19 protein-coding genes and 1 pseudogene are annotated in these 15,911 nt (G+C 50.3%); 8 read left to right on the top strand and 12 right to left on the bottom strand.

Annotation, left to right across the window (positions count from 1 at the left end):
- Positions 1 to 17 precede the first annotated feature (17 nt).
- A complete protein-coding gene (locus LA360_RS05145) occupies positions 18 to 1,301 on the top strand; it encodes an acyltransferase (protein ID WP_022201118.1) in 1,284 nt (427 codons plus the stop codon).
- Here the strand turns inward: LA360_RS05145 and LA360_RS05150 are convergent.
- Complete coding sequence (locus LA360_RS05150; RefSeq protein ID WP_022201117.1) at positions 1,291 to 2,202, bottom strand: M23 family metallopeptidase; 912 nt, start codon at positions 2,200 to 2,202, stop codon at positions 1,291 to 1,293. The genes LA360_RS05145 and LA360_RS05150 overlap by 11 nt on opposite strands.
- 52 nt (positions 2,203 to 2,254) lie before the next feature.
- On the opposite strand from LA360_RS05150, the gene LA360_RS05155 reads away from it, so the two are divergent.
- Positions 2,255 to 3,229 carry a hypothetical protein gene (locus LA360_RS05155; RefSeq protein ID WP_022201116.1) on the top strand — a complete coding sequence of 325 codons (975 nt, stop codon included), beginning with the start codon at positions 2,255 to 2,257 and terminating at the stop codon, positions 3,227 to 3,229.
- A 1-nt stretch (position 3,230) separates the two neighbouring features.
- Here the strand turns inward: LA360_RS05155 and LA360_RS05160 are convergent, their stop codons facing one another.
- From LA360_RS05160 to LA360_RS31055, 5 genes and pseudogenes are all read right to left on the bottom strand, one after another.
- The gene (locus LA360_RS05160) at positions 3,231 to 3,869 is read right to left on the bottom strand and encodes a hypothetical protein (protein ID WP_022201115.1); all 639 of its coding nucleotides are present in this window, start codon (positions 3,867 to 3,869) and stop codon (positions 3,231 to 3,233) included.
- Positions 3,866 to 4,360 carry a pantetheine-phosphate adenylyltransferase gene (gene coaD / locus LA360_RS05165; RefSeq protein ID WP_002583561.1) on the bottom strand — a complete coding sequence of 165 codons (495 nt, stop codon included), beginning with the start codon at positions 4,358 to 4,360 and terminating at the stop codon, positions 3,866 to 3,868. Before coaD ends, LA360_RS05160 begins: the two co-directional genes overlap by 4 nt.
- On the bottom strand, positions 4,361 to 4,918 hold the full coding sequence (rsmD, locus tag LA360_RS05170) for a 16S rRNA (guanine(966)-N(2))-methyltransferase RsmD (protein WP_057571806.1): 558 nt from the start codon (positions 4,916 to 4,918) through the stop codon (positions 4,361 to 4,363).
- 117 nt (positions 4,919 to 5,035) lie between these two features.
- Positions 5,036 to 5,713: a TIGR00266 family protein gene (locus tag LA360_RS05175; protein ID WP_002583563.1), complete on the bottom strand. Its 678-nt coding sequence runs from the start codon at positions 5,711 to 5,713 to the stop codon at positions 5,036 to 5,038.
- Positions 5,714 to 5,813: 100 nt separating this feature from the next.
- A pseudogene (locus tag LA360_RS31055) lies at positions 5,814 to 6,077 on the bottom strand (hypothetical protein); the annotation flags it as partial.
- Positions 6,078 to 6,598: 521 nt separating this feature from the next.
- Here LA360_RS31055 and LA360_RS05185 point away from each other — a divergent pair.
- Positions 6,599 to 6,934, top strand: coding sequence for a YmaF family protein (locus tag LA360_RS05185; RefSeq protein ID WP_002583565.1), 336 nt, complete (start codon positions 6,599 to 6,601; stop codon positions 6,932 to 6,934).
- A gap of 442 nt (positions 6,935 to 7,376) precedes the next feature.
- Here LA360_RS05185 and LA360_RS05190 read toward each other — a convergent pair whose 3' ends face one another.
- The 4 genes from LA360_RS05190 to LA360_RS05205 all read right to left on the bottom strand — a co-directional run bounded on the left by LA360_RS05190 (position 7,377) and on the right by LA360_RS05205 (position 9,252).
- Positions 7,377 to 8,162 carry a transposase gene (locus tag LA360_RS05190; protein ID WP_112482745.1) on the bottom strand — a complete coding sequence of 262 codons (786 nt, stop codon included), beginning with the start codon at positions 8,160 to 8,162 and terminating at the stop codon, positions 7,377 to 7,379.
- Positions 8,132 to 8,626, bottom strand: coding sequence for a helix-turn-helix domain-containing protein (locus LA360_RS05195; protein ID WP_112482747.1), 495 nt, complete (start codon positions 8,624 to 8,626; stop codon positions 8,132 to 8,134). Before LA360_RS05195 ends, LA360_RS05190 begins: the two co-directional genes overlap by 31 nt.
- 138 nt (positions 8,627 to 8,764) lie before the next feature.
- On the bottom strand, positions 8,765 to 9,076 hold the full coding sequence (locus tag LA360_RS05200) for an alpha/beta fold hydrolase (RefSeq protein WP_022201112.1): 312 nt from the start codon (positions 9,074 to 9,076) through the stop codon (positions 8,765 to 8,767).
- Positions 9,058 to 9,252 (bottom strand): hypothetical protein, encoded by a 195-nt coding sequence (locus LA360_RS05205; protein ID WP_022201111.1) that lies wholly within the window; start codon positions 9,250 to 9,252, stop codon positions 9,058 to 9,060. Before LA360_RS05205 ends, LA360_RS05200 begins: the two co-directional genes overlap by 19 nt.
- Before the next feature lie 150 nt (positions 9,253 to 9,402).
- Between LA360_RS05205 and LA360_RS05210 the strand changes: the two genes are divergently transcribed.
- From LA360_RS05210 to LA360_RS05230, 5 genes are all read left to right on the top strand, one after another.
- Positions 9,403 to 9,933 carry a DUF6431 domain-containing protein gene (locus tag LA360_RS05210; protein ID WP_146774921.1) on the top strand — a complete coding sequence of 177 codons (531 nt, stop codon included), beginning with the start codon at positions 9,403 to 9,405 and terminating at the stop codon, positions 9,931 to 9,933.
- 78 nt (positions 9,934 to 10,011) lie between these two features.
- On the top strand, positions 10,012 to 11,427 hold the full coding sequence (locus LA360_RS05215) for a DDE-type integrase/transposase/recombinase (protein ID WP_112482749.1): 1,416 nt from the start codon (positions 10,012 to 10,014) through the stop codon (positions 11,425 to 11,427).
- A complete protein-coding gene (locus tag LA360_RS05220; RefSeq protein WP_112482822.1) occupies positions 11,420 to 12,232 on the top strand; it encodes an ExeA family protein in 813 nt (270 codons plus the stop codon). Before LA360_RS05215 ends, LA360_RS05220 begins: the two co-directional genes overlap by 8 nt.
- Positions 12,232 to 12,528, top strand: a complete 297-nt coding sequence (locus tag LA360_RS05225; RefSeq protein WP_057573142.1) for a hypothetical protein — start codon at positions 12,232 to 12,234, stop codon at positions 12,526 to 12,528. The genes LA360_RS05220 and LA360_RS05225 overlap by 1 nt, the downstream gene beginning before the upstream one ends.
- A 376-nt stretch (positions 12,529 to 12,904) precedes the next feature.
- Complete coding sequence (locus LA360_RS05230) at positions 12,905 to 13,108, top strand: alpha/beta-type small acid-soluble spore protein (RefSeq protein WP_002567533.1); 204 nt, start codon at positions 12,905 to 12,907, stop codon at positions 13,106 to 13,108.
- 143 nt (positions 13,109 to 13,251) lie between these two features.
- On the opposite strand, the gene LA360_RS05235 is transcribed toward LA360_RS05230, so the two are convergent.
- A complete protein-coding gene (locus tag LA360_RS05235) occupies positions 13,252 to 13,767 on the bottom strand; it encodes a nitroreductase family protein (protein WP_022201110.1) in 516 nt (171 codons plus the stop codon).
- Between the two features lie 63 nt (positions 13,768 to 13,830).
- A complete protein-coding gene (gene recG, locus LA360_RS05240; protein WP_057571803.1) occupies positions 13,831 to 15,888 on the bottom strand; it encodes an ATP-dependent DNA helicase RecG in 2,058 nt (685 codons plus the stop codon).
- Positions 15,889 to 15,911: the final 23 nt, after the last annotated feature.

The raw sequence follows: 15,911 nt of genomic DNA on the forward strand, positions 1-15,911 counted from the left end.
GCAGGGAGGCACTCTATATGAATGGAAAGAAACTTCGCTACGGATTGGTGTTTTTTGTTTTGACCACACTTATATATATGCTCATGGAGCTTCGTTACGGCCTTCCCATCCGGGCGCTGCGCCCAAAGCATTATGCCGCCGCCGCTGTACTCGCCGTATACTCCTGCCTGATTCACAGCAGGCGGGCCGGGGCTTCCTCCGGTTATGCAAGGGAGCTGTTCTTAGGATACCAGAATAAGCCCGGACGCATTGTATATATGGACTATCTGAGGGTACTGGCTGCCCTTCTGGTCATCCTCGTTCATGTATTGGAACCGGCTTACGCCCTGCTCCCTCCCCATACCTTTACCAGAAATGTGATGGCGGCCTCGGCTGGTCTTGGCTTAAGCTGCAACCTGCTGTTCATGATGCTCAGCGGGGCGCTTCTGCTGGGAGGAAAGGAGGAATCCGTCCTTGAATTTTATTCCAGGCGCTTTGTCAGAGTGCTGATACCCTGTTTTGCCTATTACCTGTTTTACTTCTTTTATGTGGAAGGCATTTCCGCCCTTAGTCCCGGAAACTGGGGAAGCCTGATTCAAAGCTTCCTGTCCAATGACAGCGGCCAGACCCCCCATTTCTGGCTGGTGTATATAATTCTGATGTTTTACGTTGCAGCCCCCTTTTTCCGAATCATGTTAAAACACATGACAGAACCCATTCTGGAGGCGCTGACCGCAGTTATTATTATCCTGCATTTCATCTACACCTATGGCCCCCTGGTTCGTGTAGAGTTTGCGGCCTCAGCCTTCCTGGCATCATGGGATTCCATTTTCCTGCTGGGATATTACTGCACCACCCAGTCTGCCATGAAACATTACCGGCTGTTCATGACAGCAGGCCTGCTGTCAGGGCTGGCAATAGCGGCTGCCATCATGGCCTCGGAGAGCCTGGGCCCATTGGTTTACAACAACGCGCCTCCCCAGATGCTCTTTACCTGCGCCGTGTTTCTCTTCTTCCGAAAGCATGGGGACTCTCTGTTTGCAAGGATTCCCACCCTGCTTTCCGCCATAGGCAGGTACAGCTTCTCCATTCTCCTGGTTCACTGGCTGGTGCTGCACCGGATCGTGGATGACGTGTTTGGCATTAATGGATTGTCCTTTGGGATTGCAGGCGGCATACCGGCATCCTTTCTGCTTACCCTGATCATCAGCCTGGCCCTCGCCTTCCTGTACGACAATACGGTAGTCCTGTGTATGGACAGGGCCTGTGAGATTCTTTTTGGTGCTTTGGGGCGTGTGAGGAAGCGGCCCCCTAATATGTAAACACCAACCGTCTCTTTTCCAGCCACTTGAGAATCCAGTAAGGATTCACGCTCATCTCCTCATTGTGGTCCGTCTTAATATAGATTCCCACATGGAGATGTACATCAAAATTCCCTCTGGTCCCCTCTGTCTTTCCGTATCCTGTATCCCCCATATATCCGATGAGTTCCCCGGCCTTAACCCTGTCCCCCTCCTTCAAATCCCCGGCATAGCTATAGAGATGCGCATAGTACAGATAGGCTCCCCCGGGAGCCCGCACGCCTATGCGCCATCCCCCCATCTCCAGCCATCCGATTTTTTCGATGACTCCGTCCGTCATGCTGACAACAGGATAATATCCGGGCGGCATTTTTGCTCCCATGATATCGCAGCCTTCATGGCGGCGTTTTGGACTGTTTTGCCGGCCGCTGTCTTCCTGGCCGTTGTCCGTTTGACCTCCGCCCTCCTGGCCGCTTTCTGCCTGACCATCTCCCCGTCCGCCGCCATCACCGCCGCCGCTTACATACCCCCGCCCATCCATCCAGCCGTCCTCAAAAACCACCTCCGGCGTGTCCTTATTCCGGCTTTTGGGTATTGGAAAATACTTTAAATCCCCCAGGACGGTCTCATATGCGTGTTTCAGCTTTCTGTAATCCGCTGGCCTGGCAGCAGCCAGCAGCCTGTTGTTATATCTGGTGTCCTTGAGACCTGTAAGGTCATAATCGTGTTCCACCATCAGGGTAGTGACCATATCCGTATCCAGGCTGTCAAGCCCTGCCACGGCATCCCCCAGACGCATGGCCCTGAAATCATTACTCTCCCAGGAATACGGCCCCAGCTGGTAATAATCCGGATTCGTAATCAGATAATTGGTAATGGAACACTGGAATACCGCCAACAGCAAAATAAGAATCAAAGGCATAGCCCGCCACCCTTTACAATATATTTGTATAAACCATTGTATTCAGGTGCGTATGAAAAAATCCATAGGAGGCATTCTGTCTGTCCTCTGTCTGCTCATGCTGCTGTTCAACCCCGGACTTGCACTGGAAGGTGCCAGGCAGGGTCTTGTACTTTGGGGAAATGTAGTTCTTCCAACCCTCCTTCCCTTCATGATATGCTCCGGCGTCATCGTGGCCATGGATGCCATCCGCATCCTCACAGGCCCTTTTAAACCCATCCTCTCAGGTATCCTGTCCCTGTCAGATCAGGGCAGCTTCTGCCTCATGAGCGGGCTTTTATGCGGTTATCCCATGGGCGCCAAGACCACCAGCGACTTTTTGGACCAGGGAAGGCTCTCTGCCCGGGAGGGCAAATACCTGCTGGCCATCAGCAATCATCCCAGTCCCATGTTTGTGCTGGGATATGTAATGGCCCAGATTGCCCTGATTCCCTCCATGATGCCTCCCTGCCCGCTGATGGCTGTCCTGGCGGCCCTGTATCTGCCCATACTTCCCATCTCCATGTTAGCGAGATACTGCTATCATTACAAAAGACAGCCCCTTGAGGAAACATACCCGGTAACAGCACAGTCCGAACCGGGGACAACGGCCTGCTCAGAACCGGAGACGACAGCCTGCTTTTCCTTTGACACCCACATGATGAGCTGCTTTGAGACCATGGTGAAAATAGGAGGCTATATTATGCTGTTCTCCATCCTGGCCCTGTATCTGACCGTGTTTCCCTTTCAGATGCCTCCCCTGCTCCGCCCGGCCCTGCTGGGAAGTGTGGAAATCACCACCGGCATCCAGATTATCGCATCCTCTGTGCCCGGAAAGATGGGAGCCCTCCTTATCATTGGTTCCGCTGCCTTCGGCGGATTCTCCGGCATATTTCAGACAAAAAGCGTATTAAAAAATGCCGGATTGTCCATCCGGCATTATATGCTGTGGAAAATTCTCCACAGCGCGCTGTCCTGTCTCATATTTTATGTATCCCTGTACCGGTAACCTACGCCTTCTGCTGGCCGTCATCCATCTCCTGAGAAGCCTGGCCCTCGCCCTCCTCCGGCCTCACAATGCCGCCTGACAGTTCGTTCCGGTTGGAGGAAACAATGTCATAGCTGGACTGCATGGAAGTCATGAAGGCGTCGAAACGTCCCTTTGCACCTTCCATGGTATGGTTGATGATGGTCTGGAGGCTGCGCAGCATGTCGTCCGTATACTGGATGGAACTCTGGCGGATTCCATTGGCATCGTTCACGGCGGAGTCCACGATGGCCTGGGCCTGTATGCTGGCCTGCTCCACCACTTCATTGGCATGGGCATATGCGCGCTGCATAATTTCATGCTCATTAATCATCTCCGAAGTCTGTTCGCTGGCCTGGGCTACCATGGAATCAGCCTGCTTCTTGGCATCATCCAGCATGGCGTCTGCCTGGGCCTGGGCTTCATTTAAAATGGTCTCCTGCTGACTGATGATTTTCTGATATTTCTTGATTTCATCCGGTATCCTGAGTCGCAGCTCTACCAGCAACTCCTCCAGCTCTTCCTTATTAACAATAATCTTGCTGTTGGATAATGCCTGGAATTTACAACTGTCTATATATTCCTCGATTTCACTGATTAACTGCTCTATCCTACTCATCATGTCAACCGTCTCCTCTCCTCCAGCTTCTCTCTTACCCTGGCTGCAATGACCGGATGGAGGAACTCACTGATATCCCCCTCGTACTCCGCAATCTCTTTCACGATGCTGGAACTCAAATATGAATATTTTAAATTAGTAGTCAAAAATATAGTATCAATCTCCGGCGCAATGACCCTGTTGGTCTGCGCCATCTGAAGCTCGTATTCAAAATCCGTAATGGCCCGCAGTCCCCTGACTACGATATCCGCATGGCTCCCGCGCACAAAGTCAATGAGCAGACCTTCAAAAGACTGAATCTCCACATTTGGCAGGGACGCAGTCACTTCCTTTAACATATTAACACGTTCCTGGGCAGAAAACAACGGGCATTTTGCCTTATTGTTAAGAACCCCGATGATTAATTTATCCACCATCTTTGCTGTGCGCTCTATGATGTCATAATGGCCTAATGTAACTGGGTCAAAGCTTCCCGGATATACTGCTGTCCTCATCTACTCTCCTCTGCCAACGAACACGTGCTTATTGGTCTTGTACTCTTTGCTTTTTATCAAATGCCAGCCGGATTCTTCCAGCCATCCAAAATCAGTTTCCCTGGATGCCTCAATTACAATCAGGGTATCCTCCGTAACCATGGGGGAGTGGCTCAGGTAATCCAGAACCAGCCGTTCATACTCGTGATGATAGGGCGGATCCATGAAAACAATATCGAACCTGTAATTCCTGCCCTCCAGGCGTTTCAGTCCGGTTATCACATCGCAGCCCATCACCATGGCCCTGCCCTCCAGCTTTGTCCTCGCCAGGTTCTCGCGGATACACTCCAATGCCCTTGGATTGTTCTCAATCATCACGGCCAAACCGGCTCCCCGGCTCAGCGCTTCAATCCCGATGGCTCCGCTGCCGGAAAAAAGATCCAGAAACATGCAGTCCGGCAAATCCGGCTGAAGCATATTAAACAGCGTCTCCTTAATTCTATCAGTGGTGGGCCTGGTATCCAGCCCATCCAGTGTCTTTAAAAGCAGCCTTTTGGCGCTGCCTGCGATTACTCTCATTCATTACTCCCGCTTCCATACGCTGCACATTTACAGCATTTTTCATACCAAACAAGTATAATATGAAAATTCCAGATATACAAGGGTTTTTTTAGGATTTTTGCAACATTTCCCTCATTATTTGGAAGTGGGAAGTCCCTGGGCAATCCGTCCGGTAAATTCAGCAATGTTCATGGTCTGCATGTATACCTTGCCGGGACCTGTCAGTTTTGTGAGGAACAGCCCTTCACCCCCGAACAGGATATTCTTCACGCCTTTCATTGTCTCGATTTCGTAGGATACGCTGGGTTCAAAGGCGAATACATTTCCCGTATCCACCTTAATCACTTCTCCTGGTGCCAGAACCCTCTCCACCACATCTCCGTCCACCTCCAGGAATGCCATGCCGCTTCCCTGTATCTGCTGAAGGATGAAGCCTTCTCCGCCAAAGAAGCCGGCCGTAAACTTCTTAGTCAGTACGGTGTTGATTTCGACCGTTGTCTGTGCGCACAGGAATGCTCCCTTCTGGCAAATCAGGCTGGTCTTTGCCGTATCTATTGCCAATATCTTCCCCGGCACAGTGGATGCAAACGCAATAACGCTGTCCGGTCTGGACGCCGTATAGGTAGCCATGAACAGGGATTCGCCGGAAAACATCCTTCCCAGTCCCTTCATAAGCCCTCCTTTCACATTGGAGTCCAATGTAAAACCGTCGCTCATCCAGGCCATTCCTCCGGACTGCGTATACATAGCTTCTCCCGCCTGCAGCCTAACTTCAACGGCCGGCAGTATATCTCCCAACATTCTGTAATCCATGTAGTGTTTCCTCCTTAGATAATTTCACTTATGTACCAGTATATCATATGTACAAGCAAAATCCTTTAAAATACTCTTAATATTTATGACTGAAAATTCCCGGACACAACAAAAATGCGTCCCCGGCTACATCCGTCTGGTAGCCGGTCAGCATGTAGCCCTCAGCATCGAATAGGTACCAGCCGCATGTGCCGTCTGTGGCCTCTCGGAGCCAGTACCAGCCATTGGCCGCATAGCTGCCATCCGCAAACTGGCACCACCAGCGTTGCCCGTCCGCCGCCAACTGGAAGCCCTGGGTGTATGCTGCCGAGACAGGGGTGTAATCGATGTCGCAGAGCTTCAATGCCTTCTGCCAGAGAGCCGCCAGGAGGTGGCTCTTTAAAGCATCATTTAGTCGATTAATATCTGTCCAACTTTCCATTTCCCTCTCATCCTCCATAGCCTCAATCCGCCTCTTAATGGATTCCTTCGTGTGGTACTGTTCAGTGTTGCCGTACATAGGCGGATATCCGTTCCTCAGAACGGAAGCCAGACTTGCGTCCATCAGCAGCCGCACGAAGAGGTTCTTCCTATATTCCATACACTCCTTCCGCCAGGTCTCGAATAAGCCGTGGGGTCCTACGGCCTGTACGGTCTTTGCCTGCGCATTGTCCCCATCAAACACGATGTCCTTGACGTAGGGAAAGAACTGCTTCCCTGTCCATGCCCGATTCTTTATGAAACCCGGAATATTTTTTGTCTCCTCCCGTTCTTCTTTCCCCTCAATTGGTCCGCCATGCTCTGTATGGACTCAATTTTGTCATTTCCACCCGTTCTTTTGGCTTGTCACACGTTCATCTCTTTTTGCATATGATATATTACACTAAAAGAAAGGAGCAAACAAAAATGAATGAAACGAATGCTTGCAGCATGCAGCATGTGCACGAAATCTTGGGAAGCACCCTCATAGCCGAACGCTGTGATGACCCTCATAATCACCGTTTTGCAACTGTATCCGGTGAGGCAATACCCTATATGGGAAGCCATGTTCACAGGGTAACATTTCTTACTGATTCTTACGACGGGCATTTTCACGAATTTAGCGGGACATCTTCTCCTGCTATACCTGTGGGCGATGGAAGGCATATTCACTTTGCGAAGGCCCGCACGACTTTTCAGGATGGACATACCCACGAATTCAGAGTGTCCTCTTTGATTAACAATCCTATTGATAGATGTTAAAGGAGGTAACCCAATGCGTGATAATTTTGAACAATTTATTCAATGCCAACGCCGTAGACCTAGTTGCCCACCTTGTCCCCCCTGTCCTCCATGCCGCCGTGACCACGATAGGCGTGATGACTACAGGGACAGACGTGACCGCAACATCTTTTGGCCCTGGAGATAATATGTAAGGAGCTGCTTCGGCAGCTCCTTACAGTCTTTCTGTTTTCTTTAGGTAATTGCGAAACTCTGCAAGCCGCATAAAACCTACAGCTCAACATACTAAATGAGCCAAAACATACACCTCATGAATGCCGTCATACCTTTTCCCGACTCTGTGAAAAATACAAGGTTGCGGAAGGCTTCAAAAGCCCGTGAACCCGCATAAAAACCTACTATTTTCAACTATTTTAGTTCCAAAACCTGCCCTTCTAGTACAGCATTGCTTAAATATCAGTGATTAAATTACTAATGGTATCCCGGCATATGTCCACTTAAATGGGTGTGCTGTAAGATTGTATTGTTCAATAAAGCGCAGGATGCTTGCTTCCAGTTCTTCTATTGATAGGTAGCTTTTCCGCTTCAGCAGCTTCCGGTTAATGATGCCAAACCATATCTCAATCTGGTTCATCCAGGAACTGTGTTTCGGAGTATAGACAAAGCGGATCCGGTGGGAAGGGTCATGCAGGAAATCCGCTCGGCTTTCCATACTTTTAAGGATCCCTGTTTTCCCTTTTTTGCCCAGTTCCACGCCAAGGGCACAGGCTTCTGCCACAAAGCGGACAAGGGCTTCCGATTTATGGGTGTTTAGGCCATCGCATATAAATGTCCATGGGGCTTGCGGGTCTGTCCCTGCCAATGCTTTCACGGCTTCCACAAAATCCTCTTCTGTGCGTGTGGAGTTTAAATACGGCATTTCCATACGGCCCGTTGCAACATCAAAGAACCCGATGAGGCTGGTCGTGCCATGGCGGATATACTCAAACTCCATTTTGGCGCACTGGCCGGGTAATGGGAGCTTGTCAGGATATTTATGTTCCAGCGCTTGTACCCCGGTCATTTCATCCGTGGAAACAATGTGTGCACCTTCCCGGCTTTGTTCCTGGGCACTCTGGTACAGGCCGCAGATTTCGTTTACTTTCCGCGCAAAAGATTCCGGGGCTTCCGTCTTTTCCGAAGAATGAAGCCAGTAACGGATTTTGTGGGGATGTAAATCTACCTCATTTTTAAAAAACGGCTGACAGATTTCTCAGAAATCTGTTCAGCGATCCCCTGCTTTTTAATTTCTGCCACTAACAGCGGGAGACTCCACTGGCTTACTTCGTACCCAAAATCATTTGGGTTGCTGCAGGCAAGGTCGATGATCCGCATGATCTGGTCCGGCGTAAAAACAGACGGGGCACCGGGGCGTTTTTTATCGGACAGGACTGCCCGTATCTCATCTTCAAGCTTTTTCGGGTCGTCCATTTCAATCCTCCGCAAGGCTGGGAGCGCCGCGAGGAACCGACTGCGCCAGGTGGCAGCATTATTATAATGAAGCCCGACCTGTGGTGCAATATTCTGGTTGAGTTCCCCCTGTGACGCAAGCAGGACAATGCTGGCTCTTTTGACCAGTCCTGACGGAAGGGAGCGGCTTTTTGAAAAAGCAGATAATATGTTTTTCATGGCATCAGATAAAACCGGGATAGTATCAATTGTTTTCCTTCGCATAATAACACATCCATTCTTTAGTGATAGAATTATTATGCACCGACTACAATAAAAAAGCAACGTCTATTCATTATTATTTTGGCAATGCTGTACTAGTAACCTCATTTTTTTAAATACTCTTAATATTTTTGTTAAAAATCAACGGATTTGCGTTGTTTCACCGTGTGTTGCCGCCTTTACTGTGTTTCTGTCTCCACTGTACTTATGCGCCCTGGCTTTTTCATGACCTCTCGCATCCGGCAGAAGAAGGTTAAATCCCGCCTGATAAAAAGCCAGCGCTTCTCTTCCAAACCACAAACCGGAATCATCATATTCATGGACCAATACAGCCCATTTTCTATTTGGTTCACTCTGCACACACAGATAACCATGAAGTCTTAAATGGTCAAAGGACACGATTTCCCGTTCCTCATACCGTGCTTTCAGTATTTTTACTGTTTCTTTCGGCATTTCTTTCCCTCTCCAGTCCTTTTTTCTGCCTTCTCTGTGCCGGGCGCTGGTTTTAACAGGGCTGATTTATACGCTGCCGCATCCAGGGCAATATGAAAAAAATATTCTCTGCCAGCAGTCCGGCTATTCCTGCGGCAGTTCCAGCCGCCGTAGCTGTCATAGTTTTCTTCATCCAACTGTTGTTGCTAAGCTAATTTGTCATCCATACTGCTCTGCTTGAATGTCAGAGACTTGCTCTGTATAATGTCAATGAACATTCTACAGAAAGAGAAAGTCCCAGAAGACCCTCCCGCTAAGTTGTGTCCTCTGAGACTCATGATAAAACCATGATTATTGTATCAGAGTACACGGAATCTGACAAGGGGGATGGCGTAATTACTATCCATTGTAACGAAAATTGTATATGCCCCATATGCCGGTCCCCTGTCAGCCACCGTGACTGGAAACCACGAATCATGAAGCTGGATGGCGGACAGGTGGTGTGGCTGATGATTGAGCGGAGACGGTGTGACAATGAGGGCTGCCGGAGGCTTCACAGTCTTCTCCCTGATAAGCTCGTCCCTTATAAGCATTATGGCTCCGACCTTATCGCTGCCGTGCTGGATGGTGATATCATGCCGGAGGATACCATGAACGAGGATTATCCTTGTGATGAAACCATACGGCGGTGGCACCACTGGCTTATGGCAAACTTCTCCCGGACAGAAGGTTACTGTCGGCAGGCTATGAGCCTCTTAAGGAATCCCGGACTGGCCGGCGCGGCCATTTTGGAAACAATTAGGAAATCCTGTGACAGGTGGCTTCCCGCTGTCCTGCGCATGGTCTATAACTCAGGCGGTTTCCTGGTATCCGTCTGAGGACATCTTATATGCACCCACTTTGTTTTGGCTGTCAGCGCTTTTTGCGGTATGCTGTCCAAAAAGGAGGTGCATACCATGCAGACAATCAAAAAAGATTTAAACTGGAGGGATAACGAGGCGCTCTCACGCTACACCTTGATCGCGCCACTGCTTGATGAGAGCCTGGATCCCGCCAAACGCAGCCAGCTGCGGGAAGAAGCAGCCTCAAAGTCAGGCTTATCCGAGCGTACCATCTTCCGGTACCTTGCCGCCTATGAAGAAAAAGGCTTCGAGGGTCTCAAACCCGTCGTGCCGGCTCAGGCGGTTGTCTCCGGGAGGCTGCCGGATAATTACCGGAAGATTGTGGAGCAGGCAATCCAACTGAGGAAGGAAGTACCCAGGCGGAGCGTGGAGCAGCTCATCTTCATCCTGGAGCAGGAGGGCTGGGCGGAGCCGGGCGTACTCAAGCGCCCTACCCTGCAGCGTCACCTTTATAAAGCCGGTTTCGGCACGAGACAGATGCAGACATACGCAAGCGCACGCGAAAGCTCGTCCAAACGTTTCTGCAAGCCCAACAGGATGATGATGCTGCAGGCTGATATCAAGTATGGGTGTAAGCTCCCCATAGGGAAAAACGGGGCGATGGTGCAGACATATCTGTCCTCCGCCATCGATGACCACTCCAGATACCTGGTCCATTCCCGGTTTTATGACAACCAGGAGGAAAGCATCGTGGAGGATACCTTCCGGAACGTCCTCTTGAAGGCCGGGGCTTGTGATGCCGTATACTTTGACAACGGTTCGCAGTATGTGGCAAAACAGCTGAAATTCTCCCTTGCCAGACTTGGGATTACGGTTCGGCACGCAAAAGTCCGCAGCGGAAAATCAAAGGGGAAAATAGAAAAATTCCATCAGGTGGTCGATGCTTTTCTCAGGGAGGCCCGGATCCATAAGGTCAAAACACTGGAAGAGCTTAACCGGCACTGGAAAAACTACCTGGAGGAATACTACCATAAGCAGCCGCACGAGGGCATCCGGGAGTATTATGAGAGCCTTGGCATGCCCGTCCCACCAGAAGGGATCACCCCTCTCCAGGAGTGGAACCGGGACTGCCGGCCTTTAAAGTTCCTGGATACATCCGTAGTGGCGGAAGCGTTCCTCCATCATGAAGAACGCCTTGTTGACAAGGGCGGCTGTATCAGCTTTCAGGGCCGCAAATATGAGACAAAACCGTCCCTTATCGGTTTCCGGGTGGAGATTTCCTATGACCCTGCTTCGCCGGAAACCATCACGATCCGCCATAAAGGGATTGAACCGTTTACCGCAAAGCCGCTCGAAATGAGGCCGTTTTGTGATAAAAAAGACCCCCTGCCGATTTCCATGCAGGAAACGGAGCCGGATAATTCCCGTATGCTGGAGGCGCTGGAAAAGAAGAGCGCAGCATCCAAAAAGCACATGGCAGATGCCATCTCTTTCGGACAGTACAGGAAGGATGGTGGCAGCAATGTATAAAGCTTTTTACGAAATGCAGCGTCTCCCTTTCGTGCGCGATATCCCGTCGGGGATGCTGTATGAGTCACCGGCGATGGCGGACACCCTTGGGCGCCTGTCTTATGTGGCAGACCGCCAGCTGTTCGCCGTGGTGACGGCGGATGCCGGGTGCGGCAAGTCAACGCTGGTGCGCCGTTTTGTGGAGACGCTCCCCAAAGAGGAATATATCTTCCTCTACCTGTCGGACTCCAAACTGACCCCAAGATGGTTCTACAAAGGCATGCTCGACCAGCTGGGCGTGGAATCAAAGTTCTACCGCGGCGATGCCAAGAGGCAGCTTCAGAAGGAGGTGGAGATCATCCGCGGCGTGCAGGGCAGGAAAGTCGTCTGCATCCTGGATGAAGCACACCTTCTGGAAAAAGAGACCATTGAGGAATTCCGCTTCCTGCTGAATTATAAATTCGATTCTATGAGCCCTATGGCACTCGTGCTCGTCGGGCAGACGGAGCTGTGGGATAAACTCCGGCTCCAGCGGTATGCGGCCGTCGGGCAGCGGATTGATTTAAGCTGCATCCTGCCCCATCTTGACCGTGCGCAGACGGAAAGATATATCCGTTCCCACCTTGCGTATGCCGGAGGCAGGCAGGATATCTTTACCGATAAGGCCATGGACGAGATCTTCCGCGAGTCCACGGGGATCCCAAGGCGCATCAACCGGATCTGTAACGGCTGCCTGATGTACGCCAGCCAGCAGGGAAAGCGTCTCACGGACGAACATCAGGTAAGGTTTGTCCTCGAACATGAGATGCTGGGAGGTGAGGCCTGATGGTTCAGAACAAAGAACATCGCCCGGCAGAGACCTTTGCTGACCGCATGCGCCAGTCCGGCGTATTGGATCTGCTGGAGGAATACATGGACATCCGGGACGAACTGGAGGAAGCCCTCAATTCCATAGAACTGCTCCATGGGGATATCAGGATCGCCATGGATGACATCAGCGGACAGCTTGAAGATCTTCAGGAGCATATGGATAACGTCAGCAGTAAACTGCGCAGGTTCAAATCGCCGCATGCAAAGCAGTATGAAGTTGTCAAAGATCAAGGCGTGCTTCCATTTGACTGAAAAGCCTATGCAGGAGCACTCTCTATCAAAACGATGGTTTTAAGGGTGGAGAAATCCACCCAGAAGCCACCGCAATGACTGACATGAGTTAGAGCAGCCTGCTGAAAAATGAACAAATCTGGTCAGCGTCATATCAGGAGGTCAGTAACAATCCAACGATGCCTCCTTAAAAATAAATATTAGCTTCTACTATACTATTTCAAACAATTTCAAATGTCTATAAGAACAAAAAAGGCCATTTCCTGTTTTAACCAAAATACGAAGAACCTTCTAGTTTATAATTTTTGAATCATCACATAATAGGATTGTAACACAAAACAAGCCATGAACCACTAAACAATTTCATGGCAAATATAATACAAGGAGGCGTTTTATTATGTCTAACAATTCTAACAGAACAAATGTACCTGAAGCAAAGGAAGCAATGGACAGATTTAAGATGGAGGTTGCTAACGAGATTGGTGTACCGTTAACCAACGGATACAATGGTAACCTGACTTCTGCACAGAATGGTTCCGTAGGTGGCTATATGGTTAAGAAGATGATTGAAGCCCAGGAGCGTCAGATGGCAGGTAAATAAATCCTCCCTTTCTGAAGGATTTCTAAAGTAAGATTGTAACATTGCTGGAGACAGCAGAAAATCCCCAGACTATGTGTTAAACACAGTCTGGGGATTTTATCATACCTATTTTGTCATGCATATATAATTTGCGCATATGCAGACTAATCCACATATACCACTTTACCTGTACGGGCCTTATCCGCCTTAGTGTCTGCCGCGTATCCAAGAGCCGCCATACCGTATACCACATGGTCAGAAGGCACTCCAAAGGATGTCAGTATCTGACGGATGGCCGGCTCATCGCAGATTCCCTGGAGCTGGTTAATCCACACAGAACCAATTCCAAGGGAATGGGCGGCAAGGAAAATGTTTTCCATGGCACACGCATCGTCCTCCCTGCCGAAGCGGCTCTCCTTTTCATTGGATGGAATAACCAGAACCTGGGGCTGGTACATATCATATCCCTGACGGTCCAGCGTCTTTTCAATGGCCGCTGCCAGCATCTGGATTTTCTCCCTGTTTCTCACAACCGTAAACTGCCATGTCTGGAGTCCCATTCCGCTGGGCGCATGAAGGGCTGCCTGTACAATCAGCTCCATCTCATCCTCAGGAATGGGCTTGTCTGAAAACTTTCTGGTACTTCTCCTGGTCAAAATCGTATTCAGTGTCTCATTCATGGTAAAACACTCCTTTCTGTTCTTATACAGCAATTCTTAATATGACTGCTCATATAAAATCCCCTACAGGTTCAGCTTTTCATAATTGGTTCCCAGATACTCCTCCACCTTCCGCTTCAACTCCCTGTGCTCATCCTTTTCCAGCCCGGGATCCTCATCCAGAAGCCGGTTCACTTCCTCAGAAACCTTTTTTAAAATATTGGCATCTGTAAATATATCTGCCAGCTTAAATTCCATGTCCCCACTCTGACGCAGGCCGAAGATATCCCCTGGTCCCCGCAGCTTCAAATCCTCTGAGGCGATATAAAACCCGTCATTGGAACGGTTTAGTATATCCAGGCGTTCTCCTGCCCCTTCATCCCGGGAACAGTTGACCATAATGCAGTAGGACTGGTCCTTTCCCCTTCCTACCCGTCCGCGGAGCTGATGGAGCTGGGCCAGGCCGAACCGCTCCGCATTTTCAATCATCATCACCGTGGCATTTGGCACATTGACTCCCACCTCAATGACAGTGGTGGATACCAGTACATGAATTTCTCCCGCCGCAAAGCGCTCCATAAGGGCATTTTTCTCCTTGCCCTTCATCTTGCCGTGGAGATATTCCACTATAACGGACGGCGGCAGCGCTTTCTTCAGGGCCTTGGTGTAATCCAGCACATTCTCAGCCTCAATCATCTCGCTCTCCTCCACCATGGGACAGATAACGTAAGCCTGATGGCCCTCCGCCACCTGGCGCTCAATGAATGTATATGCCTTTGGACGATAGCCAGGATCCACCACACAGTTTTTTATGGTCTGGCGTCCCGCAGGCAGTTCATCTATGACGGATATATCCAAATCTCCGTACAGGATGATGGCCAGTGTACGCGGAATGGGCGTGGCGCTCATTACCAGCACATGGGGTTCCTGTCCCTTGCTGCTGAGAAGCTCCCTCTGTCCCACACCAAAACGGTGCTGCTCGTCGGTGATAACCAGGGCAAGGTTGTCGTACACCACCTTTTCCTGAATCAGGGCATGTGTGCCGATTATAATGTCCGCCTCGTGGCTGGCAATCTTTGCATATGCCAGACGCTTTTCCTTGGCCGTCATGGAGCCGGTGACCAGCACGGGAACCTTTTCAATTCCCTGCTTTTCAAAAAGGCTGGTCATGGACTCAAAGTGCTGTCTGGCCAGCACCTCCGTGGGTACCATAAGCGCGCCCTGGTATCCATTATATGCAGCCTGCAGCAGGGCCAGAATAGCAATGATGGTCTTGCCGGATCCCACGTCACCCTGAATCAGGCGGTTCATCACCAGGCCGCTTCCCATATCGTCATATACTTCCCTCAGAGCCCTTTCCTGCGCCCCTGTAAGGGCGTATGGCAGACTGGATTGAAAGGCGGTCACCTCTTCTGCCTCCTTTATCATAAAGGCAGAATGCCTGTCCTCCCTGTGCTCCTTCAGACGCCTGACACCAACCAGGAACATGAAGAACTCGTCAAATACCAGACGTTTCCTGGCAAAGAGCAGCTCTGTCTGGTCAGCCGGAAAATGGATATGTTCCATGGCGTAATTGATTTCCGCCAGCTCATACCTGCGCCTTAAATCCGGCGGCATGTACTCCTTCTCCATCTTCCGCACTTCCAGGGCCATCTGCTGCGCCCGTACAATGGTCTTATTGCTCAGACCCCTGGTCTGTCCGTATACAGGCTGCATGGAGCCTGCCAGGACCTCGTAGCTTTCCGGAGTAAATACCTCCGGCTGTTCCATGACCATCCGGCCCCTTTTCCTTACCACCCTGCCCCGGAATACATACTTCACGCCGGTCTTTAAATTTGCCCTCATGTAGGGCATGTTATACCAGGATACCTGGAGGGATCCAGTCAGGTCCTTAAGCTGTACCGAGACAATCTGCATATGGCCCAGGCGCACCAGGTCAGCTCCCCTCACCAGCGCCGACTCCACAGCCATGATGGTCTGCTCCTTTAACTGCCCTATGGGCACCGGAGCCTCGTATGCATCGTATGCCCTGGGATAATAGGCCAGAAGGTCATCTATGGTGACGACCCCCAGTTTTTCAAATAGTTTGCCTGTCTTCTCGCCAATTCCTTTTAACGAGTTTACCGGCTGTCTGTTCAACATGTATCAAAATCCTCCAAAGGAAG

The organism is Enterocloster clostridioformis, from assembly GCF_020297485.1.
Lineage (GTDB): Bacteria > Bacillota > Clostridia > Lachnospirales > Lachnospiraceae > Enterocloster > Enterocloster clostridioformis.